At 60.9% G+C, this 24,902-nt stretch carries 27 protein-coding genes and 1 riboswitch; of the genes, 7 read left to right on the top strand and 20 right to left on the bottom strand.

Going from position 1 to position 24,902, the window contains the following annotated elements; translation table 11 throughout:
* Positions 1–363: 363 nt before the first annotated feature.
* Both PMI32_RS04555 and PMI32_RS04560 read left to right on the top strand, forming a co-directional pair.
* Complete coding sequence (locus PMI32_RS04555) at positions 364–846, top strand: hypothetical protein (RefSeq protein ID WP_008033583.1); 483 nt, start codon at positions 364–366, stop codon at positions 844–846.
* 146 nt (positions 847–992) lie between these two features.
* Positions 993–2,273: an OmpP1/FadL family transporter gene (locus tag PMI32_RS04560; protein WP_008033579.1), complete on the top strand. Its 1,281-nt coding sequence runs from the start codon at positions 993–995 to the stop codon at positions 2,271–2,273.
* 90 nt (positions 2,274–2,363) lie between these two features.
* Here PMI32_RS04560 and PMI32_RS04565 read toward each other — a convergent pair whose 3' ends face one another.
* The 14 genes from PMI32_RS04565 to cobO all read right to left on the bottom strand — a co-directional run bounded on the left by PMI32_RS04565 (position 2,364) and on the right by cobO (position 13,925).
* The gene (locus PMI32_RS04565; RefSeq protein WP_411736630.1) at positions 2,364–2,912 is read right to left on the bottom strand and encodes a glutathione peroxidase; all 549 of its coding nucleotides are present in this window, start codon (positions 2,910–2,912) and stop codon (positions 2,364–2,366) included.
* 61 nt (positions 2,913–2,973) lie between these two features.
* Positions 2,974–3,096 carry a hypothetical protein gene (locus PMI32_RS30920; protein ID WP_008033574.1) on the bottom strand — a complete coding sequence of 41 codons (123 nt, stop codon included), beginning with the start codon at positions 3,094–3,096 and terminating at the stop codon, positions 2,974–2,976.
* Entirely contained in the window at positions 3,093–4,301 is a 1,209-nt protein-coding gene (locus PMI32_RS04570; RefSeq protein ID WP_008033572.1) for an MFS transporter, read from the bottom strand. Before PMI32_RS04570 ends, PMI32_RS30920 begins: the two co-directional genes overlap by 4 nt.
* A 52-nt stretch (positions 4,302–4,353) precedes the next feature.
* Positions 4,354–4,758 (bottom strand): MarR family winged helix-turn-helix transcriptional regulator, encoded by a 405-nt coding sequence (locus PMI32_RS04575; protein WP_008033571.1) that lies wholly within the window; start codon positions 4,756–4,758, stop codon positions 4,354–4,356.
* A gap of 152 nt (positions 4,759–4,910) precedes the next feature.
* Positions 4,911–5,645 carry an adenosylcobinamide-GDP ribazoletransferase gene (locus tag PMI32_RS04580; RefSeq protein ID WP_008033570.1) on the bottom strand — a complete coding sequence of 245 codons (735 nt, stop codon included), beginning with the start codon at positions 5,643–5,645 and terminating at the stop codon, positions 4,911–4,913.
* A gap of 2 nt (positions 5,646–5,647) precedes the next feature.
* Positions 5,648–6,223 (bottom strand): alpha-ribazole phosphatase family protein, encoded by a 576-nt coding sequence (gene cobC / locus PMI32_RS04585; protein ID WP_008033569.1) that lies wholly within the window; start codon positions 6,221–6,223, stop codon positions 5,648–5,650.
* Positions 6,220–7,275 (bottom strand): nicotinate-nucleotide--dimethylbenzimidazole phosphoribosyltransferase, encoded by a 1,056-nt coding sequence (gene cobT / locus PMI32_RS04590; RefSeq protein ID WP_008033568.1) that lies wholly within the window; start codon positions 7,273–7,275, stop codon positions 6,220–6,222. The genes cobC and cobT overlap by 4 nt, the downstream gene beginning before the upstream one ends.
* Positions 7,272–7,793, bottom strand: coding sequence for a bifunctional adenosylcobinamide kinase/adenosylcobinamide-phosphate guanylyltransferase (cobU, locus tag PMI32_RS04595; protein ID WP_008033566.1), 522 nt, complete (start codon positions 7,791–7,793; stop codon positions 7,272–7,274). Before cobU ends, cobT begins: the two co-directional genes overlap by 4 nt.
* 156 nt (positions 7,794–7,949) lie before the next feature.
* Positions 7,950–9,401, bottom strand: coding sequence for a cobyric acid synthase (locus PMI32_RS04600; RefSeq protein ID WP_008033564.1), 1,452 nt, complete (start codon positions 9,399–9,401; stop codon positions 7,950–7,952).
* A complete protein-coding gene (cobD, locus tag PMI32_RS04605; protein WP_008033563.1) occupies positions 9,398–10,390 on the bottom strand; it encodes a threonine-phosphate decarboxylase CobD in 993 nt (330 codons plus the stop codon). The genes PMI32_RS04600 and cobD overlap by 4 nt, the downstream gene beginning before the upstream one ends.
* Positions 10,383–11,291 (bottom strand): adenosylcobinamide-phosphate synthase CbiB, encoded by a 909-nt coding sequence (gene cbiB / locus PMI32_RS04610; RefSeq protein ID WP_008033562.1) that lies wholly within the window; start codon positions 11,289–11,291, stop codon positions 10,383–10,385. The genes cobD and cbiB overlap by 8 nt, the downstream gene beginning before the upstream one ends.
* On the bottom strand, positions 11,288–11,938 hold the full coding sequence (bluB, locus tag PMI32_RS04615) for a 5,6-dimethylbenzimidazole synthase (protein WP_008033561.1): 651 nt from the start codon (positions 11,936–11,938) through the stop codon (positions 11,288–11,290). Before bluB ends, cbiB begins: the two co-directional genes overlap by 4 nt.
* The gene (locus PMI32_RS04620; protein WP_008033560.1) at positions 11,935–13,317 is read right to left on the bottom strand and encodes a cobyrinic acid a,c-diamide synthase CobB; all 1,383 of its coding nucleotides are present in this window, start codon (positions 13,315–13,317) and stop codon (positions 11,935–11,937) included. The genes bluB and PMI32_RS04620 overlap by 4 nt, the downstream gene beginning before the upstream one ends.
* Positions 13,314–13,925: a cob(I)yrinic acid a,c-diamide adenosyltransferase gene (cobO, locus tag PMI32_RS04625; RefSeq protein WP_008033559.1), complete on the bottom strand. Its 612-nt coding sequence runs from the start codon at positions 13,923–13,925 to the stop codon at positions 13,314–13,316. Before cobO ends, PMI32_RS04620 begins: the two co-directional genes overlap by 4 nt.
* An 81-nt stretch (positions 13,926–14,006) precedes the next feature.
* Positions 14,007–14,241, bottom strand: a riboswitch (cobalamin riboswitch).
* Positions 14,242–14,395: 154 nt separating this feature from the next.
* On the opposite strand from cobO, the gene PMI32_RS04630 reads away from it, so the two are divergent.
* Both PMI32_RS04630 and PMI32_RS04635 read left to right on the top strand, forming a co-directional pair.
* Positions 14,396–14,980, top strand: coding sequence for a hypothetical protein (locus PMI32_RS04630; RefSeq protein ID WP_008033558.1), 585 nt, complete (start codon positions 14,396–14,398; stop codon positions 14,978–14,980).
* Between the two features lie 68 nt (positions 14,981–15,048).
* A complete protein-coding gene (locus PMI32_RS04635) occupies positions 15,049–16,362 on the top strand; it encodes a PQQ-dependent sugar dehydrogenase (protein WP_008033557.1) in 1,314 nt (437 codons plus the stop codon).
* Between the two features lie 118 nt (positions 16,363–16,480).
* Here the strand turns inward: PMI32_RS04635 and PMI32_RS04640 are convergent, their stop codons facing one another.
* The 6 genes from PMI32_RS04640 to PMI32_RS04665 form a co-directional block, all read right to left on the bottom strand.
* Positions 16,481–17,134 carry an O-methyltransferase gene (locus tag PMI32_RS04640; RefSeq protein WP_008033554.1) on the bottom strand — a complete coding sequence of 218 codons (654 nt, stop codon included), beginning with the start codon at positions 17,132–17,134 and terminating at the stop codon, positions 16,481–16,483.
* Positions 17,135–17,149: 15 nt separating this feature from the next.
* The gene (locus PMI32_RS04645; RefSeq protein WP_008033547.1) at positions 17,150–17,686 is read right to left on the bottom strand and encodes a C40 family peptidase; all 537 of its coding nucleotides are present in this window, start codon (positions 17,684–17,686) and stop codon (positions 17,150–17,152) included.
* Positions 17,687–17,906: 220 nt separating this feature from the next.
* A complete protein-coding gene (locus tag PMI32_RS04650) occupies positions 17,907–18,533 on the bottom strand; it encodes a C40 family peptidase (protein ID WP_008033546.1) in 627 nt (208 codons plus the stop codon).
* A gap of 213 nt (positions 18,534–18,746) precedes the next feature.
* Positions 18,747–19,451: a DnaA regulatory inactivator Hda gene (gene hda / locus PMI32_RS04655; protein ID WP_008033543.1), complete on the bottom strand. Its 705-nt coding sequence runs from the start codon at positions 19,449–19,451 to the stop codon at positions 18,747–18,749.
* 230 nt (positions 19,452–19,681) lie between these two features.
* Entirely contained in the window at positions 19,682–20,755 is a 1,074-nt protein-coding gene (locus PMI32_RS04660; RefSeq protein ID WP_008033540.1) for an AI-2E family transporter, read from the bottom strand.
* Between the two features lie 38 nt (positions 20,756–20,793).
* Positions 20,794–21,852, bottom strand: a complete 1,059-nt coding sequence (locus PMI32_RS04665; protein WP_008033529.1) for a DUF2066 domain-containing protein — start codon at positions 21,850–21,852, stop codon at positions 20,794–20,796.
* 384 nt (positions 21,853–22,236) lie between these two features.
* Here PMI32_RS04665 and purM point away from each other — a divergent pair, with 384 nt between their 5' ends.
* The 3 genes from purM to PMI32_RS04680 are packed head-to-tail and all read left to right on the top strand — an operon-like array spanning position 22,237 to position 24,667.
* Positions 22,237–23,295 carry a phosphoribosylformylglycinamidine cyclo-ligase gene (gene purM, locus PMI32_RS04670; protein WP_008033526.1) on the top strand — a complete coding sequence of 353 codons (1,059 nt, stop codon included), beginning with the start codon at positions 22,237–22,239 and terminating at the stop codon, positions 23,293–23,295.
* On the top strand, positions 23,295–23,945 hold the full coding sequence (purN, locus tag PMI32_RS04675; RefSeq protein ID WP_008033517.1) for a phosphoribosylglycinamide formyltransferase: 651 nt from the start codon (positions 23,295–23,297) through the stop codon (positions 23,943–23,945). Before purM ends, purN begins: the two co-directional genes overlap by 1 nt.
* An 8-nt stretch (positions 23,946–23,953) precedes the next feature.
* A complete protein-coding gene (locus PMI32_RS04680) occupies positions 23,954–24,667 on the top strand; it encodes a DUF3108 domain-containing protein (protein WP_008033516.1) in 714 nt (237 codons plus the stop codon).
* Positions 24,668–24,902 lie beyond the last annotated feature (235 nt).

The raw sequence follows: 24,902 nt of genomic DNA, 5'->3' as shown, positions 1-24,902 counted from the left end.
CGAAAGGGGCAAGAGCCCTTGGTTACTTGGGGCTCTTCCAAGTGACTCGCTGTAAAAGCGAAACCATTAGCCGCCGTTACCGCAGAAACGGATATGTACCCAAACAAAAGCACACCAGCCCCCTAAAAAACGGGTCTTTTTATTGCCCGATATTTCTCTTTTCACAGCCGCCGCGTAAGCACTAACCGATATAACGGTTATAACTGTCTGCCGGAAATATTTTAAAAACAGACCTTTACAGCGCGAATATGACACTACACTTCAACTCAAGCGGCTTGAACCGCTTACGGCGAGCCTGAGTCGATCCACCCGCTGCCAACGCTAAGTTCAGGACTCGCCGACCACTTCTTGTTCGAGGGTTTTATGGGTATCGCTGCCAGCGAACTGTGCCGTTATGTGATCCGTCCGACACTGATCTACCTGGGACGCCATAGCGCGACCGCCGAATCCCTGCTGCTGGGCATCGCCGCCAGTCAGTCAGCCCTTGGTTCCGCCCTGCATGACCGCCGTGGACACGGCTTGTACCGAATCGCCGAACCCCGCCACCAGGCACTCTGGGACCATTACCTGGCACTTGATCCGGAGCGCGCGAGCCTGGTGCGCGGACTGGCCAGCCAGCACGCGTTCCTCAGCGGCCCACACCTCGAATTGACCGTTAACCTGCGATACGCCACAGCCATCGCCTGGCTGCTCGTCGAAGAACAGAACACCCCCCTCCCCGAAGCAGACGACTTGTTGGGAATGGCCCGAATCTGGCGCCAGACCTTCCAGCCCCAAGGACGCCTGAGAGATTTCACCTACGCCTGGCAAACCTGTGTATCACCGTTGAATCAAGTCGCCTGCTGAACCCCTCGCTCAACAAGATCGCCCAACAGGTCGCGATTTTGGTCGGATTGTCCTACAAAACCGCTCTAAATCAAGCAATACAGCCTATAGCGCTGGGACGAAAATGTTGGTAATTTTCGCCCCGGTGATCACCAGGAGTTCTAATAATGAAAAAAGTAATGCTCAAAACCACCCTTAGCCTCGCCGTTGCCTTGGCATCCACCCAAATCTTCGCAAGTGGTTTTGCCCTCAACGAACAAAGCATCAGTGGGATGGGCACAGGTTTTGCCGGGCGATCCTCATCTGCCGACGACGCAAGTACAGTATTTGGTAACCCTGCCGGTATGGCTCGCCTCAAGCGCGAACAAGTGACCGGTGGTGTTGCATTTATCGACGCGCACGCTGACATCAGCGATGCCAGCTCCCGCCCGAATGGTGGTACCAATAAAGGTGACATGGTCCCTTTCATGGGCGTTCCCATGGGCTACTACGTAAAGCCAATCGATGACCAGTGGGCAGTCGGTTTCGGCGTCTACGCTCCATTCGGCCTGGTGACCGACTACGAGAACGGCTTCGCCGGCAAGTACTTCGGCAGCAAGAGCGAAGTCACAATCGTCACCCTGCAGCCAACTGTCAGCTACGCCTTCAACGACAAGGTGTCGATCGGTTTCGGTCCGACCATCAACCGCATCGACGGCAAGCTGGAATCGAACCTGTCGCTGGACCCACGCGCCGCTGATGGTGAAGTCAGGATCAAGGGTGATGACACTGCACTGGGTTACAACTTCGGTGTCCTGGTTCAAGCCACCGACAGCACCCGCGTCGGCCTGACCTACCACTCGAAAGTGAAGTACAAGCTCGAGGGTGACACCAAGGTCAACTACGGCGTGCTCGCGGCGCTGGGTCAGAACCCGATCCAGAAATTCGACGCTTCGCTGGACATCACCACGCCTGAGTCCGTGGACTTCTCGGTCACTCATCAGCTGGACGACCAGTGGACCCTCTACGCAGGCAGCACCTGGACTCGCTGGAGCCGCCTGAAAGAAATCACCGTCGAGAACGAAGGCGTTCCTGCCGCTCTGGCTGCGCGCGGCCTTGGCACGATCACTGAAGAGCAGAACTGGCACGACACCTGGGCTCACGCCATCGGTGCCTCCTATCAGTTGAACAAGCAATGGGTGCTGCGTACCGGTCTGTCCGTCGACCAGGCGCCGACCAACAACGAAAACCGTTCCCCGCGCATTCCGACTGGCGATCGCAAGATCTTCAGCCTGGGCGCTGGCTGGAGCCCGACCGACGACCTGACCATCGACGTAGCGTATTCGTACCTGCGCGAAGAGTCGGTCAAGGTCAACAACAGCAACGGTGCTCCTCGCAACCAGACCTATAACGCCAAGTATGAAAACTGGGCGAACGGTTTCGGCATTGGTGCGACCTACCGCTTCTGATGTGATTCACGGCGAGCCTGAACCCCTCGCCGCCTGAATCAAAAAAGCCCCGCGCTCTTTACAGAGGCGGGGCTTTTTAATGGGCATCGATCAGGGTTGTGAAGCCAGGGCTTTTTCCACGGCGGCGATGAATTCGGGATCGTCAGGCGTGGTGAGGCTGGAGAAGTTGGCGATCACCTTGCCTTTGCGATCGACCACATACTTGTAGAAATTCCACTTCGGCGCATCGCTTTGGGCGGCGAGCACCTGGAACAGATGAATCGCATCATCACCGCGAACCTTCTGCGTCTCGGTCATGGTGAAGGTCACGCCGTAATTCACGTAGCAAACCTTGGCGGTTTCCGCACCATCCTTGGATTCCTGCTTGAAGTCATTGGAAGGCACACCGATCACCTCCAGCCCCTGCCCCTTGTAACGCTGATTCAGCGCCTCCAGGCTTTTGAACTGAGGGGCGAAACCGCAAAAGCTCGCGGTGTTGACCACCACCAGCGGTTTGCCGGCGAAGCGCTGGCACAGGTCGATCGTTTCCTTGGCCCGCAGCTTGGGCAACGAGCCTTGCAAAAGCTCAGGGCACTCGTCTGCCGCTTGAGCCAATCCGGTAAACGCCATGAGTAACGCGGGAACGGCAAGCCAGCGCATCAGCATGTCCATGCATCCTTGAAAAGTCGTCTGCAATGAACTTACTCGCCCTCACATCGTGCTAGCAAGCGCCCATGCCCAATTGCATCAACGCCAGCCCGCCCTGATGCCAGCCCCACCACGCCAGGGCCAGCAGCAACAGGCCGCCCGCTGCCACGGCGATTCGTGGCCAGAGGCTGTTCATGTCGCGCTCATCCGGGTTTGCAGGCGCGCCACCGGCCGCTCACGCACTGGCCAATTCAAGGCAGCCGCCAACAGGCTCAAGAGAATCGCTACTTGCCAGATCAAGTCATAACTCCCGGTTCGGTCATACACCACCCCGCCCAACCAGCCACCCAGGAACGATCCGAGCTGGTGGAACAGGAAAACGATCCCACCGAGCATGGACAGATTTCTTACGCCGAACAAGGTCGCCACAGTGCCGTTGGTCAACGGCACCGTCGACAGCCACAGGAAGCCCATGGCCATGCCAAACAGATACGCCGTGGTCGTCGTCACCGGCGCCCACAGAAACAGGACAATCACCACGGCCCGCAGCACATACAGGCCGGTGAGCAAACGCGGCTTGGACATCCGCCCGCCGAGCCAGCCCGCCGTGTAAGTACCGAAGATGTTGAACAACCCGATCAGCGCCAGCACCGTCGTGCCGACCGTGGCGGGCAAATGCTGATCCACCAGATACGCCGGCAAGTGCACACCGATGAACACCACCTGGAAACCGCAGACAAAAAAGCCGAACGACAGCAGCCAGAATCCCGAATGGGAACAGGCTTCGCGCAAGGCTTCGGAGAGGGTCTGCTCGTGACCGAGAACCGGCAACGGCTTGTCCTTGAGCATGCTCACCAGCGGCACGATCAGCGCGACCAGCAGGCCCAGCGCCAGCAATGCCGCCGACCAGCCGAGCCAACCGATCAAACCCAGCGTGCCAGGCACCATCGCGAACTGGCCAAAAGAGCCGGCAGCGCTGGCGATACCCATGCCCATGCTACGTTTCTCTGGGGGTACTACGCGGCCAACCACGCCCAGGATCACCGAAAATGAGGTGCCCGACAGCCCGATACCGATCAATAGTCCCGCGCTCAGCGACAGGGTTACCGCCGAATCGGACAAGCCCATGAACAGCAGGCCCATCGCGTAGAGCACGCCGCCGATCAGCACCACTTTCGCCGCGCCGAAGCGGTCGGCCAACGCGCCGGTAAAGGGTTGCGCCAGGCCCCAGATCAGGTTCTGCAAGGCGATGGCAAAGGCAAACGTCTCACGCCCCCAACCGAACTCGGCACTCATCGGCGCCAGAAACAGCCCGAAGCCGTGTCGCACGCCCAGAGACAACGCAAGGATCAGCGCACTCCCCACTAAAACCCAACCGCAAGTACGCCACATCGATGTCATTCTTATTCTCCGGTAGCGGGTATATACCCGCTTAAGATCGGAAAAACTGGCGTCAGGCCAGTTCGTCCAGCAGCTTCAGCAAAATTTCGCGTTTTTCGGCACCCAGACGATCAACCAGTCGCTGTTGCGCCGCCTCCCAGGCCGGCAAGGCCGCTTTCAGGCGTTCAGCGCCGGCCTCGGTCAACCTGACGATGCGATTACGCATGTCTTCGCCCTCGACCAGCATGACCAGGCCGTCGCCTTCCAATACCCGCAGATTGCGCCCGAGGGTGCTGCGGTCCAGGCCCATGGCTTCCGCCAGGGTGGAAATACTCGGTTCATTCAGACGCTGCAGATTGCACAGCAAAGAATACTGGGCAACGTTGATTCCGAAGCCGTCGAGAGCGCCGTCGTAGTGCCTGCTGACGCCACGGGCGGCGCGACGCAGGTTGATGCATAAACATTGGGAGTCGAGCATGGTGCGTGTATATACCCGCGGTTGAATGAATGCAAATTTTTGATACAAAACCCTGTAGGAGCGAGGCTTGCCCGCGAAGAACGAAAACGCGGTTTTTCTGCTAGACCGCGGGGCATTCTTCGCGGGCAGTCAGATTGCCGCACCGCTCACTCCTACAGGAACAGTGCAAGGCCAATCAGTAAAACCACCTCCAGCAATTCCAGCAACGCCCCCGCCGTATCGCCCGTAGTCCCACCCAATCGCCGCAGCATCACCTGCCGCAACCAGACAAACACCACCGCCGCCAACACCAACGCCACGACACCGCCGAGCCCTGCAATCAGCACACAAGCCAATGCACTGACCGCCAGCACCTGCTTGCCGGTCAGACGCGGCAGATGATCGGCCAGCGCCTGCCCCAAGCCACCGGCCCGCACATACGGCGTGGTCAGGAACAACCCCAGCAACGCAGCACGACCAATCAACGGAACGATGATCAGGAAAACGCTGTGCTGCTGCTCAATCAATGCCAGCAACGCCGCGAATTTGAGCAGCAACACCAATACCAGCGTGACCACCGCTATCGGACCGCTGCGCGGGTCCTTCATGATCGTCAGCGTTCGCTCGCGATCGCCAAAACCACCGAGCCACGCATCAGCGCTATCAGCCAGACCATCGAGGTGCAACGCACCGCTGAGCAACACCCAAGCCGTCAACAGCAACGCCGCGTGCAGCAACAACGGCGTGCCCGACAACACCCAGTTCAACGCCCACAAGATCCCGCCGAACAACAGCCCCACCAGCGGATAAAACAGCAGCGAGCGCCCCAATTCCTGCGGCGCCGGCATGCCCGGCAGACGAATCGGCAGGCTGCTCAGAAATTGCAGGGCGATCCAGAACGGCAACATGATCAGATCGCTTCCTTGAGAATGACGCCGGGTTCGACGCTCAACGAAAACAGCGAACCATGGCCCACTTCAACGTTGAGCAACTGCTCGCGCGGCAATCCCCGCGCCTGCGCCAGCAACAAACGCATGACACCGCCATGGCTGATCAGCAACACACGCTCGCCCGCGCAGGCAGCCTGCAAACGCCCGACCGCGGCCAGTACTCGCGTCGAAAAATCCGCGACGCGCTCACCCTGCGGTGGTGTAAACGAATAGGGATCGGCCCAGAACAAACCCAATGCCTCGGCATCCGTTTCCATCAGTGCCGCTGCGCTCTGCCCTTCCCAGGCACCGAAATGCAGTTCCTGCAGATCTTTATCCAGCTGCACTGGCAAACCCAGTTGCGCACCAAGTTCTTCGGCGAACCGCGCACAGCGTTGCAATGGCGAACTGACCAGACGATCCCATGGCCCCTGCGCGACCACCGCTGCGCGCATCTGCGCCCAGCCTGTGGCGGTCAGTGCATCGTCGAGGCTGCCGCGCAAACCGCCGCCCAGTTCAGTTTCGCCGTGACGCAACAGGTCCAGGCGCAAGGTCATGCCGGACGGTCCGCCACGGCGGCTTCGGCGAAGGTCGCCATTTGCCCGTGGAGGTCACACGCCAGGCGCAGCAACGGCACGGCCAACGCCGCGCCGCTGCCCTCGCCCAAGCGCAGACCGAGGTCCAGCAAGGGTTCGGCGTTCAGGGTTTCCAGCACATGGCGATGACCCGGCTCGGCACCGCGATGCCCGAACAACAGCCACTCGCGGCAATGCGGATTCAAGCGCACCGCCACCAATGCGGCGACGCTGCAAATGAACCCGTCCACCAGCACCGCGACGCCTTCCTGGGCACAGGCCAGATACGCGCCGACCAGCGCGGCGATTTCAAAACCGCCGAGGTTGAACAGAGTTTGCAGTGCATCGCCACGCTGAGCGCTGTGCAAGGCCAAAGCCCGTTCGATGACCTGAGCCTTATGACTGACACCCGCCGCGTTCAGACCGGTGCCCGGCCCGGCCAGATGCACCACCGGACAATCCAGCAAGGCACAGGCCAACGCACTGGCCGCCGTGGTGTTGCCGATGCCCATCTCGCCGCCGATGAACAACTGCGCGCCCGCCGCAATGGCGCGCCGCACGCTGTCGCGACCGGCCTGCAAGGCGAGTTCACCCTGGGCTTGAGTCATGGCCGGGCCGTCGACAAAATTCGCGGTGCCGGCACCGATGTTCAAGTGGCGCACGCCCGGCAGATTCAGCGACGGCGTGACCGTGCCGAGGTCGACCACTTCGAGCGACGCGCCGAGTTGGCGCGCCAACACACTGATCGCCGCGCCACCGTTGACGAAGTTGTGCAGCATCTGCCCGGTGACTTCCTGGGGAAACGCCGACACACCTTCGACTACCACGCCATGGTCGCCGGCAAAAATCGCGATCCACAGCTGATCCAGCTTCGGCTTGACCTGCCCCTGCAATCCCGCCAACTGCACCGCCACCGACTCCAGCCGCCCGAGGGAACCGGCCGGTTTGGTCAGTTGCTGTTGCCGGGCTTCAGCCTGCTCGACGGCTTGGGCATCGATCGGCTTGCACGGGTTCAGCCACCAGGATTGAGTCATAACGCAGTTCCTTTCAGAGTCAGGGGCAGGCCGGCGACGGTCAGGACGACTCGCTGACAGCGCTCGGCCAAAGCTTGATGCAGCCAACCGGCTTCATCGACGTAGCGGCGAGTCAATTCGCCCAGCGGCACGACACCCATTCCGGTCTCGTTGCTGACAAAAATGATTTCACCCGGCAGTTCGGCCAGGCAGTCCAGCAGCGCTTCACGTTCGGCCGTCAGGCGCTCGGCGTCGTCGAGCATCAGCAGATTGGTCATCCACAGGGTCAGGCAATCCACCAGCAGGCAACGCTCGGCACGGGCGGTTTCGCGCAGGACGCGGGCCAGCTCCACGGGCTCTTCGATCAGCGCCCATTCGGCTGGACGACGGGCGCGGTGGTGGGCGACCCGCTCGCTCATTTCTCCGTCCAGCGGTTGGCTGGTGGCGATGTAGGTCACCGGGAGCTGGCTGTCTGCTGCCAGTTTTTCGGCCAGGCGACTTTTGCCGGAACGGGCGCCGCCGAGGATCAGTTGCAGCATGGTTCATAACCTTTTAATTGGCGGTGTAGCGACTGACGCCTTCGCGAGCAGGCTCGCTCCCACAGGGGAATTGCATTGATCACAAAATGGAGCAACACCTGAGATCCAATGTGGGAGCGAGACCGGCTTGCCGGCGATGAGGCCGGAACAGCCACCTCAAATCCCGCAAAGCTCACGCAACAGTCGGGTATCCAGATGCTTCTCCACCAAATCCGCCAACCGCTCGATATCTCGCTCACGCAACCCGTGATAATCCACTTCCTGCACATCCTGCAAACCCGCCCAGCGCAACAGCGCACTGCACGCCGCCGGCGATTCAAACAGGCCATGCAGGTAGGTGCCGAAAATCTGCCCGTCGCCACTTTGCGCGCCATCGCAACGACCATCGTCCAGCTGCACGGCGGCATTTTCCAATGCCGGGCCGGTGGTAACGCCGGCATGAATTTCGTAGCCGCTGACCGGCGCATCTTCCAGCGCCAGACGCCCGCGCACATTGCGCAACTGCTTCTCTTCTTCAAGCTGCGTTTCGAACGCCAGCAACCCCAAACCGGCGCTGGAGCCCGGCGCACCTTCAAGGCCCGACGGATCGTGCACCTGCTCGCCAAGCATTTGCAGGCCGCCGCAAATACCCAGGACTTTTCCGCCGTAGCGCAAATGTCGGCTGATGGCGGTTTCCCAGCCGTTAGCGCGCAGATATGCAAGGTCGCTGCGCACGCTTTTCGAGCCAGGAAGAATGATCAGGTCGGCGGGCGGAATCGCCTGGCCGGGGCCGATGAATTGCAGGTCGACTTGCGGGTGCAGGCGCAGCGGATCGAAGTCGGTGTGGTTGCTGATGCGCGGCAACACCGGCACCACCACTTTGAGCACTTGATCGGCCTTGTCGGTCTGGCGCTGATCGATGCCGTCCTCGGCTTCCAGGTGCAGGTCCATCACGTACGGCAGAACGCCAATCACCGGTTTGCCGGTACGCGCTTCCAGCCAGTCGAGGCCCGGTTGCAGCAAGGCAATGTCGCCGCGAAAACGGTTGATGATGAAGCCTTTGACCCGTGCCTGCTCGCTTGGCGACAGCAGTTCCAGGGTGCCTACCAGATGCGCGAACACCCCGCCGCGATTGATGTCGGCGATCAATACAACAGGGCAATCCACTGCCTCGGCGAACCCCATGTTGGCGATGTCGCCGGCGCGCAGATTGATCTCGGCCGGCGAGCCTGCGCCTTCGACCATGACCACTGGATACGCCGCGCTCAGTCGCGCATGGGAGGCTAGCACCGCTTGCATGGCGATGGCTTTGTAGTCGTGATAGGCGACCGCGTTCATGGTCGTGACGGCGCGCCCATGGATGATCACCTGGGCGCCAGTGTCGCTGTTGGGTTTGAGCAATACCGGGTTCATGTCGGTGTGCGGTTCGAGGTTGGCAGCCTGAGCCTGCACGGCTTGCGCGCGGCCGATCTCGCCGCCGTCAGCAGTCACGGCGCTGTTGAGCGCCATGTTCTGCGGCTTGAACGGCACCACGCGCACGCCCTGCCGCGTGACCCAGCGACACAACGCCGTCACCAGCGTGCTTTTACCGGCGTCCGACGTAGTGCCTTGCACCATCAGCGTAGTCATCGGCTTTCCTTGGCGTAATCTGTAAACGCTTGCGCGAGACGGGTCCAGTCGGCTTCTTCGCCGGGCAGGCCGAAACGCAGGCTGCTGTTGTGGGTGAACAACCGCAGCAGAATGCCGCGCCGGGCCATGAACTCATGCAGCTCTTCGGCGCACTCGGTCACCAGCCATTGAAACAACGCGCAACCGCCCTGAGGTTTGAAGCCGTGTTCTTCAAGCAACAGCGCCAGCCGTTTGCTGGCTTCTTCGGTACGCAGACGTTGTCTGGCGTGGCCTTCGGCATCCTTCAGGCAGGCTTGCCCCAACACGCGGGTCGGCCCGCTGACGGCCCAGGGTCCGACTTGTTCGGCGAGCAACTTGAGCAACTTGCGCTCCGCCAGTACGAAGCCCAAGCGCACACCGGCCAGACCAAAAAATTTGCCGAAGGAACGCAGCACGATCAAGCCCACCATATGGGCACATGGCGCCAGACTCAGCTGCGGCGTGTTGTCCATGAAGGCTTCGTCGACCACCAGCCAGCCGCCGCGCTGCGCCAGCCTGGAATGCCAGTCGAGCAGACGGCTCGGGGTCAGGCTCAAGCCCGTTGGATTGTTCGGATTGACCACCACCAGCACATCGAGACTGTCGAGGAAGAAGTCGACTTCCTGCTCCAGCACTTCACGCACGATGTAACCGTTACGACGCCAGGCTTCGGCGTGCTCGGCGTAACACGGCGACAGCACGCCAACCTTGCCGTCCCGCCGCAAACGCGGCAGCAACTGGATCGCCATTTGCGAACCGGCCACCGGCAACACCTGCGCGGTGCCGTAATAATCACAGGCGGCCTGCTCCAGACCGTCATCGATTTCCGGTAACCGCGCCCAGGCGCGCAACGGAATGTCCGGGACAGGAAACGACCAGGGCGCGAGGCCGCTGGACAGGTCAAGCCAATCGGCTTCGGCGATACCGTATTCGAGCGCGGCCTTGCGCAACCGTCCACCGTGTTCAAGCATAGAATTCAGCTCCCACGCAGAGAATCAGCAGCCATAACCATACCCCGCGCTGGACCAATTGCCAGCCACGGTCAATGGAGTCGGCATCCGCCGGCACGCCTTCGCCCAGTTGCGGACGCTGATGCAATTCGCCGTGATAAATCGCCGCCCCGCCCAACTCGACACCCAGCGCACCGGCTCCCGCAGCCATCACCGGCCCGGCGTTCGGGCTGTCCCAGGTCGGGCCTTGTGTGCGCCAGCATTTCAGTGCAAGTCGGGTTTTGCCCAGCAGCGCGTAGGTCAATGCCACCAGCCGCGCCGGAATGTAGTTGAGCACGTCGTCGATTTTCGCCGCCGCCCAGCCAAACCGTTCGAAGCGTTCGTTGCGATAGCCCCACATCGCATCCAGCGTATTGCTCAATCGGTAGAGCACCACGCCGGGCGCACCGGCCACGGCAAACCAGAACAGCGCAGCAAACACCGCGTCGCTGCCGTTCTCCAACACCGATTCGGTAGCGGCGCGGGCCACTTCGGTTTGATCCAGTTCGCTGGTCTGGCGACTGACCAGATAGCCAACGCGTGTGCGCGCCTCCTCCAGATCATCACTGCGCAGGGCCTTGGCGACCGGCTCGACGTGTTCACCGAGACTGCGCAGGCCGAGGGCGCAATAGAGCGCGAGAATCTCGACGATCCAGCCAACGTAAGGCGCCCAGGAAAATGCCGTGGCCAGCAAGGTCAGCGGCAACACCGCAATCACCCATGCCGTGACGCCGTGGCTGCGCCAGCCGCGCCCGCCACCATTGAAACGTTGCTCGATGCGGTCGGCAAAACGGCCGAACGCCACCAGCGGATGCCAGCGTTTGGGTTCACCCAGCAGCGCATCCAGCGCAACCGCGGCGACACTCAACAACGCCACACTCATTGACTCACTCCCCAATAATTTTCGTACAGCATTTCACTGAGCGGGCGCGCTTGCGCCCAGCCTTCGAGTACCAGCATCGGCGCCGGATAGAATTCCTTGACCGGGCCCAGGCAAAGAACAGCCAAAGGCTTGGCCCCTGCGGGCAAACCCAGCAGGTCGGCCAGGGCTTGCGGCTCGAACAAAGAGACCCAGCCCATGCCGAGTCCTTCGGCACGGGACGCCAGCCACAGGTTCTGGATCGCGCAGGACAACGACGCCATGTCCATTTCCGGCAAGGTGCGACGGCCAAAGATGTGCCGCTCGCGATCGTCCATCAGCGCAGCAACCAGCACCTCGGCGCAGTCGTTGATACCTTCGACTTTCAGCTTCATGAATTCGTCGGTGCGCTCGCCAAGGGCTTCGGCGGTGCGCATGCGTTCCTCTTCCACCAGCAACTGGATCTTGCTGCGCAGGGCCCGGTCACTGATGCGGATGAACCGCCAGGGCTGCATCAGGCCGACGCTTGGCGCCTGGTGCGCCGCGTCGAGCAGGCGCCGGAGCAACTCGGGCTCGACGGTGCCGCCGCTGAAGTGGCGCATGTCGCGGCGTTCGGCGATTGCACGATAAACCGCTGCACGCTCGGCTTCCGAAAAGGCGTTGTCGGTCATGGCCTCATCGCTGGCAAGCCAGCTCCTACAGGGGTTAGGTGATCAACTGTAGGAGCTGGCTTGCCAGCGATGGCGGCCTCCCGGTCAGGCGCAAACAACGCGGCAATCGCGGTCGGATTCGACGGAAAATAAAAATGCACATAAGAAGCGGTCATCCGCCCCTCACGATAAACCGCCTCCGCCCCACGCCCGCCATTCGGGCTCAGGCCACGAGCAATCGGCTCAAGCTCGGTACTGGTCAACGAATGGTGATAGGTATGCCCACGCAGCGAACCTTCCGGCAAGTCAACCGCCTGCAACGCCAGCGCCGCCAATCGTTTCTGCATCACCGCATCACCGCTCAGCAAACCAACCAGCTCCGCCCGCGTGCCTTCGACATCGGTCAGCGAATCGAGCAAATACAACATGCCGCCACACTCGGCCAGCAACGGCTTACCCGCCGCGTGATGAGCGCGGATGGCGTTGAGCATTTGAGTATTCTGAGACAGCGCCACATGGTGCAATTCCGGGTAGCCGCCCGGCAGATAGAGGCTGTCAGCCTCCGGCAATTGGGTGTCGCGGATCGGCGAGAAGAATGACAATTCGGCGCCCATGGCCCGGAGCAAATCCAGGCTCGCACCGTAGGTGAAAGCGAACGCCTCATCACGGGCCACGGCGATTCGGATACCGGCCAGCAACGGCTCGGCGGCGATCACTTCTGGAGCGGCGAATTCCACAGGCGGCGGCAGCGTAACGTCGCAGCTGTTGGCCAGCGATTCGGCCGCCGCGTCGAGGCGCACGTCGAGGTCATTCAGCTCGCTGGCCTGAACCAGACCGAGATGCCGACTCGGCAGCTCGATCCCGGTTTCCCGGGACAACGCGCCGTACCAACGCAAGCCTTCAGTCAGGCTACCTTCGAGCAATTGCGCATGGCGCAAGGTGCCCACGCGGTTGGCCAGCACGCCGGCGAACGGCAAGTCCGGCTGATACTTCGCCAGCCCCAGCGCCAGCGCACCAAAGGTCTGCGCCATCGCCGTGCCGTCGATCACCCCGAGCACCGGCACACCAAAGTGCCGCGCCAGATCGGCGCTGGACGGCGTGCCGTCAAACAGGCCCATGACACCTTCGATCAGGATCAGATCCGCTTCACCGGCGGCTTCCCACAACAGTCGACGACTTTCCTGCTCGCCGACCATCCACATGTCCAGTTGATACACCGGCGCACCGCTGGCGCGCTCGAGAATCATCGGGTCGAGAAAGTCCGGGCCGCATTTGAACACGCGTACCTTGCGTCCCTGATTGCGATGCAAACGGGCCAGCGCGGCGGTGACGGTGGTCTTGCCCTGACCGGAGGCCGGCGCGGCAATCAAGACCGCCGGGCAATGACGTGGTTGATTCACAGCTCGACGCCTTTTTGCGCTTTGATCCCGGCCTGGAAGGCGTGCTTGATGACGCCCATTTCAGTGACGGTGTCGGCCAGTTCGATCATTTCCGGCTTGGCGCCGCGACCCGTGACGACCACGTGTTGCATCGGCGGACGCGCCTGCAAGTCGCTGAGCACCTGATCGAGGTCGAGGTAGCCGTGCTTGAGGGCGATGTTCAGTTCATCGAGCACCACCAGGCCGATCGACGGATCGCGCAACAATTCGCGGGACACTTCCCACGCGGCTTCGGCGGCGGCGATGTCACGCTGGCGGTCCTGGGTTTCCCAGGTAAAGCCTTCGCCCATCACATGAAAACGCACCTGCTCCGGGAAGCGTCGGAAGAACAACTCTTCGCCCGTGCTGCTGCGCCCCTTGATGAACTGCACCACGCCGCACTGCATGCCGTGGCCCATCGAGCGGGCGAGCATGCCGAAGGCCGAGCTGCTTTTGCCCTTGCCGTTGCCGGTCAGCACCAGCAGCAGGCCGCATTCATTCGGGGAATTGGCGATGCGTTCGTCGATCACGGCTTTTTTGCGCAGCATGCGCGCCAGATGGCGTTCGTCACGATCGGGAGTATCAGTCATGGGGGAGCTCTCCGTTGAGGCTGGATAACGGCGGGCAGGCACAAGAATAGACGGCAAGAAGCCTGGCATCGCCCACCGTGATGCCGCTGAATGGATCAGGCCGGTCTCCGGGCTCATGAGCGGCGCTTCGCCTGACTGCGCGCCTTCCCATATCGACATTCGACACAGTGGCTCAAGGCGCAGCCTTCACTCATTTACCGTTGCGGGGGCAGCGCCGGGATCGTGGTTGTTCATGAGTTGAACGAGCGCACACACCGGCTTCCCTGTTTCACTCTGTCGACCGACGCCACAGAGCACCTGAAACAAGCCGCGAAGGTTAGAGGGTTGGGGGTGGAGCGTCAATTAAAGCCGGGAGACCGCCGGGCGAATAACTGCCGCCGATCAATAAAATGACGCCAATCTTGTGCCACACTCTCAGCAGTGATATCAAAGCGCCACAACCTGACAACACAATAACAAGGGTGAGCCACATGCAAGGCATGACCATCAGCAATCCGAAGCTGGAATTCCTGCGCCCGGTGCTGGAGCGCTGGTTTGACTGTATCGACCGCTACAACGCGGTGCGCGGCGATAACGACACGCCTTACTGGTACGACGAAAAAGCCAACCTCGGCTTGCTCTCGGCTGCCGCGTGGATGGCGGAAATGGTCACGCTGCAGAACACCCCCACCCGCAAACAAAACGAGGAAGGCGAACGCAACGCCCGCGCCGACCTGTTCATCGCCTCCAGTGAAGAGCGCGCCTACCTTCAAGCCACGCAACGCTGGCCACGGGTCAACAGCTTGAACCTGACCCAGGCCCTGGCCGATATCACCAGCGACGCCAAGCGCATCAGCTACGCCAGCGACCTGAAACTCGGCTGCCTGTTCGTCGCCCCGCAAAAGGCCCAGCACGGTGCCACGCCGGAAGAACTCCAGGACATGGTCGACGACCTGCAAAAGGAACACAGCTGCGCGGTCGCCTGGTATTTCCCCTACGCCTACCGCAAGTTGCGCAACGAAGCGGGCAACTATCATCCCGGCATCGCCGTACTGTTCAAGGAAGCCCGCGGCTGACCGGTTGAACCATCGCGGGTTTGCACTTCTCTATTGATCAGGTCACTGCATTTATAGGGAAGATCAGCATGCACAAGCCCCTGCTCGTTCTCGTCATCGCCCTCACAGGAGGGCTCCCTGCCTGCAGCGAGACCTCCACCCTGCAAGTCTCCGACGGCACCGGCCCGTCCCCTCAACTGCCAGAACCGAACAAGACCCTGATCCCGACAGTGAACATCGCCCCGGCGATCGGCTGGCCGGACGGCGCGAAACCCACGGCAGCGGCGGGAACGCAAGTGGCGGCATTTGCTGAAAACCTCGATCACCCGCGCTGGCTGTACGTGCTGCCGAACGGTGACGTGCTTGTCGCCGAAACCAATGCGCCACCCAAACCCGACGATGGCAAAGGCGTTAGAGGCTGGGTCATGAAGAAAGCCATGGGCCGCGCCGGTGCCGGCGTCCCGAGCCCGAACCGCATCACGTTGCTGCGGGACAAAGACCACGACGGCATCGCCGAAACTCGCACGGTGTTTCTGGAAAACCTCAATTCGCCCTTCGGCATGACATTGGTCGGCAATGACCTGTATGTCGCCGACACGGACCGCTTGCTGCGATTTCACTACGAGGACGGCGCCACGACCATCAAGTCGCCGCCGATCAAAGTGGTTGATCTGCCGGGCGGCACGCTGAATCACCACTGGACCAAAAACGTGATCGCCAGCAAGGACGGCAGCAAGCTGTACGTCACGGTGGGCTCCAACAGCAACGTCGCCGAAAACGGCATGGATCAGGAAGAAGGTCGCGCGGCGATCTGGGAAGTGGATCGCGCCACCGGCAAGCATCGGATTTTCGCCTCGGGCCTGCGCAATCCCAACGGCATGGCCTGGGAACCGCGGAGCGGCGCGTTGTGGACGGCGGTCAACGAGCGGGATGAAATCGGCAGCGACCTGGTGCCGGACTACATCACCTCGGTCAAGGACGGCGGGTTCTATGGCTGGCCTTACAGTTATTACGGTCAGCACGTCGACATTCGCGTCGAGCCGCAAAACCCGGACCTGGTGGCCAAGGCCATTGCTCCGGACTACGCGGTCGGCCCGCATACCGCCTCACTGGGCCTGACGTTCGCTGAAGGCAACAGGCTGCCAGCGCAATTCAAGGAAGGCGCGTTCATTGGCCAGCATGGTTCATGGAACCGCAAGCCGCACAGTGGTTACAAAGTGATTTTCGTGCCGTTCAGTGCCGGCAAACCGAACGGAAGCCCGGTTGATGTGCTCACAGGTTTCCTCAATGACGAGGAAAAAGCCATGGGCCGGCCGGTGGGTGTGGTGATTGATCAGCAGGGTGATTTGCTGGTGGCGGATGATGTGGGGAATAAGGTGTGGCGGGTGTCGGCAACCCAGTAACTACGCCACACACACACCCTGTAGGAGCAAGCTTGCTCGCGATAGCGGTGCATCAGGCAACATCAATGTGGATGTACTGCCCTTATCGCGAGCAGGCTCGCTCCCACAGGGATCAGCGTTACCGCTTGCGGCAGAGGGTTAAACCATCGCCCAGCGGCAACAACGACAGATCCACACGCGAGTCATCCTTCAAGGCACAGTTGAGCGCCTGGATAGCGCGGGTGTCTGCGCTTTCGGGATTCGGCTCCAACACCCGCCCGCTCCACAGGGTGTTATCAAACACCGCCAGACCACCAACGCGCAGCAGACGCAACGCGTGCTCCAGATAGGCCGGATAGTTGGCCTTGTCGGCATCAATGAAAATCAAATCGAATTGACCGGGTTGATCCAGCCGAGCCAGGGTTTCCAGCGCGGGCGCCAAGCGCAGGTCAATTCGTTCGGCAACGCCCGCTTCCTTCCAGTAACGGAGCGCCGTGGCGTTGTAGTCGCCGGGGATATCACAGCAAATCAGCGAACCGTCATCCGGCAATGCCGCCGCCATGCACAAGGCGCTGTAACCGGTGAAGGTGCCGACTTCCAGCAAACGCCTCGCACCGGTGAGTTTCACCAGCAATGCGAGGAACTGCCCCTGCTCCGGCGCCACCTGCCAGCGCGCCATCGGCAGCGCCTGGGTTTCATCGCGCAAACGCTTGAGCAGCGGCGTTTCCCTCAGGGAAACGTCGAGCAGGTATTGATACAGGGAATCGTCGAGATTGAGTGTGCGGGCGGTCATGACGACCTCTGCGAACTAGGGGTTACGCGCCAAATGCTCGGGTTGCAGAACACGCTTGGCGCTCAGGTAAGCTTTCTGCCAATACGCTTTGGACAAGCTGTCGAGCTTCACCGTGCCGCCAGTGGCTGGCGCATGCACGAAACGGCCTTCGCCAACGTAGATCCCGGCGTGGCTGACCTGCGAGCCGCCATTGGTGGCGAAGAAAACCAGGTCGCCGGTTTGCAAGCCTTCCTTGCCGACATTGGCTGCCTGCATGCTGATCATCTCGCGCGTGGTGCGTGGCAAGGAAATGCCCGTCACGTCACGGTAGACATAACCGATCAGGCCACTGCAATCGAACCCGGAATCTGGCGTATTGCCGCCCCAGCGATAAGGCGTGCCCACGAGGCCCAAGGCGCGAAACAACACGTCTTCCGCCTCAGGCGAAAAGGGTTGCGCGGAGCCGAAGACAATGGGGGCGCGAACCACCGGCGCAGGTGGCGGTGTGCGGCTGGCGCAGGCACTGAGCAGCGCTGCGAAGAACATGAGTGCGAGGCGGGCCGACATCGTCATAAGCAGAACATCCTGATCTGGCTGCGGCTTTTTCCACCGGAAGGGCAGAAAAGAAAACCGCCTGCGCAGGACGCAGGCGGTTTGCCATCAATAATAGATCAGGATTCTAGCGGGTACGCGGCAAACTTCAAGTAAGACTTTAAGTTCGCCTTACAAACTGTCCGCCTACTCTGTTGCAGAGAGGCCGTTGCCGCCACTGATGTGGCGACAGGCTGGACAATTACTTGCGTGCCGTGACCACGGTCGGGGCCATCGCGAGTGCGCGCTTGGCTTCGATGAAGGTTTTGCTCCAGTAGCTGTCGCCCAGGCTATCGACCCGGACACCACCGCTTTTGCGGCTGCTGGAGTGGATGAACTGGTTGTCACCCAGGTAGATCCCGGCGTGACTGACACGACCGCGGCGACCATTGGTGGCGAAGAACAGCAGATCGCCCGGCTTGAGCGCGCTACGGGATACCAGTGGCGCGTCAACGTTGATCATTTCGCGAGTGGAGCGCGGCAGGTTCATGCCGGCCTCTTCACGAAACAGATAACCGATGAAGCCGCTGCAATCGAAGCCAGCCTCGGAGGTGCCGCCGAAACGGTAACGGGTACCGATCAGGGACATGCCACGCTCGAGGATGCTGTCGGCCAGAACCGGAAGCTGGTAGGACTTGCCGTCGGCGAAGTCTGCCAGTTCTTTATCGGTGGCCAGCTCTTCCTGGAAAAGAACGGAAGAAGATTGCGCGGTAACTGAATTTTTAACCTGCTGTTGTTGCTCTTGCTGGGACACTGGAGAGTGAGCAGCGCAACCGAACAACAGGGTGACGAGTGCGAGAGGCACGAGGGGTGCGAAGCGATTTAGCATGGGCACGACCGTGGCTGATAGTTGTAAAGAAGCCGAGACTATGCCCGCTATCAACCTCATTTGCAAATTCAATCGAACTTTATGTGACTTCTTGGTTTCGCGTTTACATCTAAGCGCTTAAGCCCCATTTAGACGCTCGCGCAGCCTGCCCCGTGCAGGAAAGCGGATTTTGTGGCGCCTGAAATATGCCGCAGCCCCTGAAAAACCTGGGCCTTACCAGCCCAACGTTTCTTTCAGGAACGGAATGGTCAGCTTGCGCTGAGCTTGAAGGGAGGCCTGATCGAGACGCTCAAGCAGCTCGAACAACGCGCTCATGCTGCGAGTACCGCGAGTCAAAATAAAATGGCCGACTTCGTCGGTCAGGTGCAGGCCGCGACGGGATGCACGCAGTTGCAAGGCACGCAATTTGTCTTCGTCGGATAGCGGTCGCATCTGGAAGATCAGCGCCAGGGTCAGACGGGATTTCAGGTCCGCCAGCTTCACCGGCAATTCTCGCGGCGAGGTCGATGCCGCAATCAGCAAACGCCGACCGCTGTCACGCAGGCGATTGAACAGATGGAACAACGCCTCTTCCCAATCCGCGCGCCCGGCAACCGCTTGCAAGTCGTCGAGGCAGACCAGTTCGTATTGTTCGAGGTTGTCGAGGATTTCGATACCGCGATCCAGCAGCTCGGCCAACGGCAAGTACACCGCTGGCTCCCCCAACTGTTCAAAGCGCAGACAGGCCGCCTGCAGCAGATGCGTACGCCCTACCCCGTCCTTGCCCCAGAGATAAATCAGGCTTTCGGTCCAGCCGGCGTCGGCTTCGCAAAGCCGCTCGACATAGCCGAGTGCAGCGGCATTGGCGCCTGGGTAGTAATTGATAAAGGTAGCGTCATCACGCAGACGCACACCTAGGGGCAGCTGAATCGGTTTCATGCTGACTGAACAGTTCCAAAGGAACCGTTAGTGGCCTCTGTGTAAAGTTTGCGAAGTTTATACCCGTGACGCTGACCGCACAATGCGACAGACCATAAGCAAAATCAAAGGTTTGCGTTATCGCACCGGTTTTATGACTGTTTCTTTGGCGGCGCATGTGACAGCCACGCAAGGGATACGGGTCAGCCTGGCACTGAACCAGGCCGCCCGCGACGGACCATCAGCGAACCTTACAGCTCAGGTTCATCGACGCCACTGTAGATATCAGAATCTTTATACAAATCATGCACATGGCGCACCAGCACCATGATCACCGCCGCCACCGGGAGTGCCAGCAGCACGCCGGTAAAACCGAACAGTTCACCGCCGGCCAAAATCGCAAAGATCACCGCCACCGGATGCAGGCCGATCCGGTCACCCACCAGCAACGGCGTCAGCACCATGCCTTCCAGCGCCTGGCCAACCATGAATACCGCAACGATGCCAATCATCGGGTACAGGTCGCCACCAAACTGGAACAGGCCGGCAATCAACGCCGCGCCAATCCCGATGACAAACCCCATGTACGGCACAATCGCCGCCAGACCGGCGATCATCCCGATCAACAGCCCCAGCTCGAGCCCTACCAGCATCAGGCCCGCCGAATAGATCACACCCAGCGCCACCATGACCAGCAGTTGCCCGCGTACGAACGCCCCCAGCACTTCATGGCATTCGCCGGCCAGAATCACGACGCGCTCTTCACGAGCGCGGGGCAACAGGCTGCGGATCTTGGCCATCATCACGTCCCAGTCCCGCAGCAGGTAAAAGCTCACCACCGGGATCAGCACCAGATTGGCCAGCCAACCGATCAACGCAAGGCCGGAAGCGGTCGCCTGACTCAACACCATGCCGACAATGTCGGTGGTCTGGCCCATGTGTTCGCTGATTGCCGCCTTGAGTTTGTCGAATTTCCAGAAGCCATCCGACAGCCCGAACTTCGATTGCGCCCACGGCAATGCAGTGTGCTGCAACCAGTCGAGCATCTGTGGCGCCAGTTCATACAAGCGGAACAACTGCTTGGCGAGCATCGGCACCAGCACCAGCAACAACGTGGTGAAAATCAAAGAGAACAACGCGAACACCGCCACCACGCCCCACGTCCGCGAGAGCCCGGCCTTTTCCAGGCGATCCACCAGCGGGTCGAACAAGTAGGCCAACAACAGCGCCACCAGGAACGGCGTCAGAATCGGATGCAACAGCCAGATAAACGCGCAGAGCAGAACCACTCCACCCAACCAGAACCAACGCCGCGTATCGGCCATGTACCACTCCATATGCATCTATATAAAGAAAGAAAACCTTACCAACGGAAACGCAGTTGCGGCACCGGTGCAGGCGTTGGCGCAACAGCGGGCGCCGAACCCTGGACCACCGGCTGAACAGGCGCCGTCGGAGCCGGTGCCTCACCCGCCGGAACCTCCTGCAACTTCGCCAGCGACAACTGCGAGCGCAACTGCTCGGCGCTGCCATTGACCCGGTAGAGAACACGGTTACCGTCAACACTTTGCAGACGCGCGCCAAACGGCTCAAGCAAACGCCCAAGCGTTGCATAGTGCTCCAGGTTCATGCCCTGCACTTCCAGCAGCTGCTCACCCGAAGTACCTGGCTTGACCACAAACCGTGGCGCCAGACGCTGACTGACCGCTAGCAGCACCGCGTCAGCCACAGCGGCCTGATCCGCGCCCTGCACGCTGCCCGCCTCCTTCTGATCGCCCAGCCACAAATGCCATTTGGCCTGCCACTGACCGCCCTCTTCCCGGGCATGCACCGCCAGCAAGGCATCGGCGTTGTAACGTTCCGATGCACCGCGCAGTGGCGCTGCATCCGTACCCTCCAGATTCGGTGCGGTGGCGACCAATTGCTCACTCAAGTCCGCCAATGGCAGACGCAGCGGCAGACCACGATGTTGTGCGGCACGACGTAGCGGCGCAGCAGCGGCCTGGCCATCACCGACCAGACTCGAACCTTCCGTTGAATCATTCAACCACCAACCGAGGATCGACGGCCGATTCGCCCCCCACAGCGACAGCCCGGCACGGCGCAACGCCTGCTCGGTGGAAGCCGGGTCGAAATCGACTTTCAGCACTTCCGGCGGGCCGGCGTCGAAGCCGTACTGACTGATGATCTGCTGCGGGTCCTTGCGGACCGCCGCCAACCCCGGACTTTGCGCCGCCTTGGGGTCGCCGGTCAGGCGCAATACCAGCGTGTCGAGCGCACGCTGAGTGGCTTGATCGCGCTCTTCAGGCACCTGACTGGTGACTGGCTCGCGCACCTGATAAAAGCCTTTTACGGTTTCGGCATGACTCGCCAGGCTGACCAGGGACAAACAACCCACAAACAATGATCTGAAAAAACGCATGGAGGATTCCTGACGACAAGAGCGGCTGGAACTGACCGCATGAAGACAATCGAGCAAGGCTGTGACCATCGCCCGACGCAAAACATTCACACGTCCCGGTTAAGTTTTTCGCACTGCCATAACGATAGACGGTTAATCGCGATACCTTATACAGCCAAGCGGGAGACGACCAACACGGGCAATTACGGTTTTTTTGTATCGATATGCCCCTGCTGTCGGCCTGAGGATGGCCGCTGCCCCTCAAGCCTGATAAAATCGCGCGCCTTCGCAGACCGGCAACAGCCGGGCACTCTGAAATTCGCGTAAGGCACATGCCCTTCGTTTGTTTCGGCGGTCCCACTGGACCCGGTCGTTACCCCTGAATCCCCCCTAAAGGCCTGGATCATGAGCAAGCAACCCTCCCTGAGCTACAAGGACGCCGGTGTAGACATCGACGCCGGTGAAGCATTGGTCGAACGCATCAAGAGCGTCGCCAAGCGCACTGCGCGCCCGGAAGTCATGGGCGGCCTGGGCGGTTTCGGCGCCCTCTGCGAAATCCCGGCCGGCTACAAGCAGCCTGTGCTGGTTTCCGGCACCGACGGCGTCGGCACCAAGCTGCGCCTGGCGCTGAACCTGAACAAACACGACAGCATCGGCATTGACCTGGTCGCCATGTGCGTGAACGACCTGGTGGTCTGCGGCGCCGAGCCGTTGTTCTTCCTCGACTACTACGCCACCGGCAAACTCAACGTCGAAACCGCGACCCAGGTCGTGACCGGTATCGGCGCAGGCTGCGAACTGTCCGGCTGCTCCCTGGTCGGCGGCGAAACCGCTGAAATGCCTGGCATGTACGAAGGCGAAGACTACGACCTGGCCGGTTTCTGCGTCGGCGTCGTAGAGAAGTCCGAAATCATCGACGGTTCGAAAGTCGCTGCCGGCGATGCCCTGCTCGCCCTGCCGTCTTCCGGCCCGCACTCCAACGGCTACTCGCTGATCCGCAAGATCATCGAAGTGTCGGGTGCCGACATCGAAAACATCCAGCTCGACGGCAAACCGCTGACCGACCTGCTGATGGCCCCGACCCGCATCTACGTGAAGCCGCTGTTGAAGCTGATCAAGGAAACCGGCGCGGTCAAAGCCATGGCCCACATCACCGGTGGCGGCCTGCTGGACAACATCCCGCGTGTACTGCCAAAAGGCGCTCAAGCGGTGGTTGACGTGGCGAGCTGGAACCGCCCTGCCGTGTTCGACTGGCTGCAAGAGAAAGGCAACGTCGACGAAAACGAAATGCACCGCGTACTGAACTGCGGCGTCGGCATGGTGATCTGCGTGGCTCAAGAGCACGTTGAAACCGCGCTGAACGTACTGCGCGAAGCTGGCGAGCAACCTTGGGTCATTGGTCAGATCGCCACCGCTGCCGAAGGCGCAGCCCAGGTAGAACTGAAGAACCTCAAGGCTCATTAATGTCCGTCACCTGTGATGTGGTGGTGCTGCTGTCCGGCACCGGCAGTAACTTGCAGGCCTTGATCGACAGCACGCGGACCGGCGACAGCCCGGTCCGCATCGCTGCGGTGATATCCAACCGCGCCGACGCCTACGGCCTGCAACGCGCCAGGGAGGCGGGTATCGACACCCGCTCCCTGGATCACAAGGCTTTCGAAGGCCGCGAAGCCTTCGATGCCGCGCTGATCGAACTGATCGACGCTTTCAATCCCAAACTCGTGGTCCTGGCCGGTTTCATGCGCATCCTCAGCGCTGACTTCGTGCGCCACTACGCGGGTCGCCTGCTCAACATCCATCCCTCGCTGCTGCCCAAATACAAAGGGTTACACACTCATCAGCGCGCGCTGGAGGCCGGCGATACTGAACACGGCTGTTCCGTGCACTTTGTCACCGAGGAACTCGATGGCGGACCACTGGTCGTACAGGCAGTAATACCGGTAGAGTTGCACGATTCGCCGCAGAGTCTGGCGCAGCGAGTTCATACCCAGGAACACCTGATCTACCCGATGGCCGTACGCTGGTTTGCGGAAGGTCGCTTATCACTCGGTGAACAAGGTGCTTTACTGGATGGCAAGTTACTCGCGGCCAGTGGCCACTTGATTCGAACCTAGGAGATTTTATGCGTCGCGCCCTGCTCTTCGCTTGCGCTCTGCTTGCCCTGCCTTTCGCGCAGGCTGCGGAACTTCAACCCTTCTCCGCCAGCTACACCGCCGACTGGAAGCAGCTGCCCATGAGCGGCACCGCCGAGCGCAGCCTGACCAAGGAAGCCAACGGCGTCTGGAAGCTCAGCTTCAAGGCATCGATGATGATCGCCAGCCTGACCGAAGAAAGCACCCTGACCCTGGACAAGGACACCCTGCTGCCACAGTCCTACCACTTTGAGCGCGGTGGCCTGGGTAAATCCAAGAAGGCTGACCTGGATTTCGACTGGACCACCAAAATGGTTACCGGCACCGATCGCGGCGACGCGGTCAAGATCCCGCTCAACCGTGGCATGGTCGACAAATCCACTTACCAGTTGGCCCTGCAGCATGACGTGGCCGCCGGCAAGAAAAGCATGAGCTATCAGGTGGTCGATGATGGTGAAGTCGATACTTATGACTTCCGCGTGCTGGGTTCGGAAAAGGTCGACACCAAAGCTGGCCAGATCGACGCGATCAAGGTCGAGCGCGTGCGCGACCCGACACAAAGCAAGCGCATCACCGTACTGTGGTTCGCCAAGGATTGGGATTACCTGCTGGTTCGCCTGCAACAGGTCGAGACTGACGGCAAGGAGTACAACATCATGCTCCTGGACGGCAAGGTCAACGGCAAGGCTGTCAAAGGCAGCTGATCCGGATTGATACGAAAGCCCCGCCAATGCGGGGCTTTTTTTTGCCTTGAAAAAGTAGCGGCTCAAACCTGTAGGAGCGAGACCGGCTTGCCGGCGAAGGCTCTATGTCAGGCGATGGTTTTTTTGATGGTGTACATATCCATTGCTGCGGTAACGGCGGCTATTGGTTTCGCCCTTACGGCGAGTCACTTGGAGAAGCGCCAAGTAACCAAACGCTCTTGCCCCTTTCGTTCGG

Origin of the sequence: Pseudomonas sp. GM60, assembly GCF_000282415.1 — a bacterium.
Lineage (GTDB): Bacteria > Pseudomonadota > Gammaproteobacteria > Pseudomonadales > Pseudomonadaceae > Aquipseudomonas > Aquipseudomonas migulae.
Note: the sequence above shows the minus strand (reverse complement) of the source record. Positions and strands in the feature narration are given on the sequence as shown.

Coding starts and splice junctions, on each gene's coding strand:
- PMI32_RS04560 (WP_008033579.1), top strand. CDS start 993: ATGAAAAAAGTAATGCTCAAAACCACCCTTAGCCTCGCCGTTGCCTTG.
- cobU (WP_008033566.1), bottom strand. CDS start 7,793: ATGCTGCAACTGATCCTCGGCGGCGCCCGTTCCGGCAAAAGTCGCCTG.
- purM (WP_008033526.1), top strand. CDS start 22,237: ATGAGCAAGCAACCCTCCCTGAGCTACAAGGACGCCGGTGTAGACATC.
- PMI32_RS04580 (WP_008033570.1), bottom strand. CDS start 5,645: ATGTTGCCGTTCTGGATCGCCCTGCAATTTCTGAGCAGCCTGCCGATT.
- PMI32_RS04645 (WP_008033547.1), bottom strand. CDS start 17,686: ATGACGATGTCGGCCCGCCTCGCACTCATGTTCTTCGCAGCGCTGCTC.
- cobT (WP_008033568.1), bottom strand. CDS start 7,275: ATGACTCAATCCTGGTGGCTGAACCCGTGCAAGCCGATCGATGCCCAA.
- PMI32_RS04680 (WP_008033516.1), top strand. CDS start 23,954: ATGCGTCGCGCCCTGCTCTTCGCTTGCGCTCTGCTTGCCCTGCCTTTC.
- bluB (WP_008033561.1), bottom strand. CDS start 11,938: ATGACCGACAACGCCTTTTCGGAAGCCGAGCGTGCAGCGGTTTATCGT.
- PMI32_RS04555 (WP_008033583.1), top strand. CDS start 364: ATGGGTATCGCTGCCAGCGAACTGTGCCGTTATGTGATCCGTCCGACA.
- cobD (WP_008033563.1), bottom strand. CDS start 10,390: ATGCTTGAACACGGTGGACGGTTGCGCAAGGCCGCGCTCGAATACGGT.
- hda (WP_008033543.1), bottom strand. CDS start 19,451: ATGAAACCGATTCAGCTGCCCCTAGGTGTGCGTCTGCGTGATGACGCT.
- PMI32_RS04665 (WP_008033529.1), bottom strand. CDS start 21,852: ATGCGTTTTTTCAGATCATTGTTTGTGGGTTGTTTGTCCCTGGTCAGC.
- PMI32_RS30920 (WP_008033574.1), bottom strand. CDS start 3,096: ATGAACAGCCTCTGGCCACGAATCGCCGTGGCAGCGGGCGGCCTGTTG.
- PMI32_RS04575 (WP_008033571.1), bottom strand. CDS start 4,758: ATGCTCGACTCCCAATGTTTATGCATCAACCTGCGTCGCGCCGCCCGT.
- PMI32_RS04630 (WP_008033558.1), top strand. CDS start 14,396: ATGCAAGGCATGACCATCAGCAATCCGAAGCTGGAATTCCTGCGCCCG.
- PMI32_RS04565 (WP_411736630.1), bottom strand. CDS start 2,912: ATGCGCTGGCTTGCCGTTCCCGCGTTACTCATGGCGTTTACCGGATTG.
- purN (WP_008033517.1), top strand. CDS start 23,295: ATGTCCGTCACCTGTGATGTGGTGGTGCTGCTGTCCGGCACCGGCAGT.
- PMI32_RS04600 (WP_008033564.1), bottom strand. CDS start 9,401: ATGACTACGCTGATGGTGCAAGGCACTACGTCGGACGCCGGTAAAAGC.
- PMI32_RS04640 (WP_008033554.1), bottom strand. CDS start 17,134: ATGACCGCCCGCACACTCAATCTCGACGATTCCCTGTATCAATACCTG.
- PMI32_RS04570 (WP_008033572.1), bottom strand. CDS start 4,301: ATGACATCGATGTGGCGTACTTGCGGTTGGGTTTTAGTGGGGAGTGCG.
- cobC (WP_008033569.1), bottom strand. CDS start 6,223: ATGACCTTGCGCCTGGACCTGTTGCGTCACGGCGAAACTGAACTGGGC.
- PMI32_RS04660 (WP_008033540.1), bottom strand. CDS start 20,755: ATGGCCGATACGCGGCGTTGGTTCTGGTTGGGTGGAGTGGTTCTGCTC.
- PMI32_RS04650 (WP_008033546.1), bottom strand. CDS start 18,533: ATGCTAAATCGCTTCGCACCCCTCGTGCCTCTCGCACTCGTCACCCTG.
- cobO (WP_008033559.1), bottom strand. CDS start 13,925: ATGACTGATACTCCCGATCGTGACGAACGCCATCTGGCGCGCATGCTG.
- PMI32_RS04635 (WP_008033557.1), top strand. CDS start 15,049: ATGCACAAGCCCCTGCTCGTTCTCGTCATCGCCCTCACAGGAGGGCTC.
- cbiB (WP_008033562.1), bottom strand. CDS start 11,291: ATGAGTGTGGCGTTGTTGAGTGTCGCCGCGGTTGCGCTGGATGCGCTG.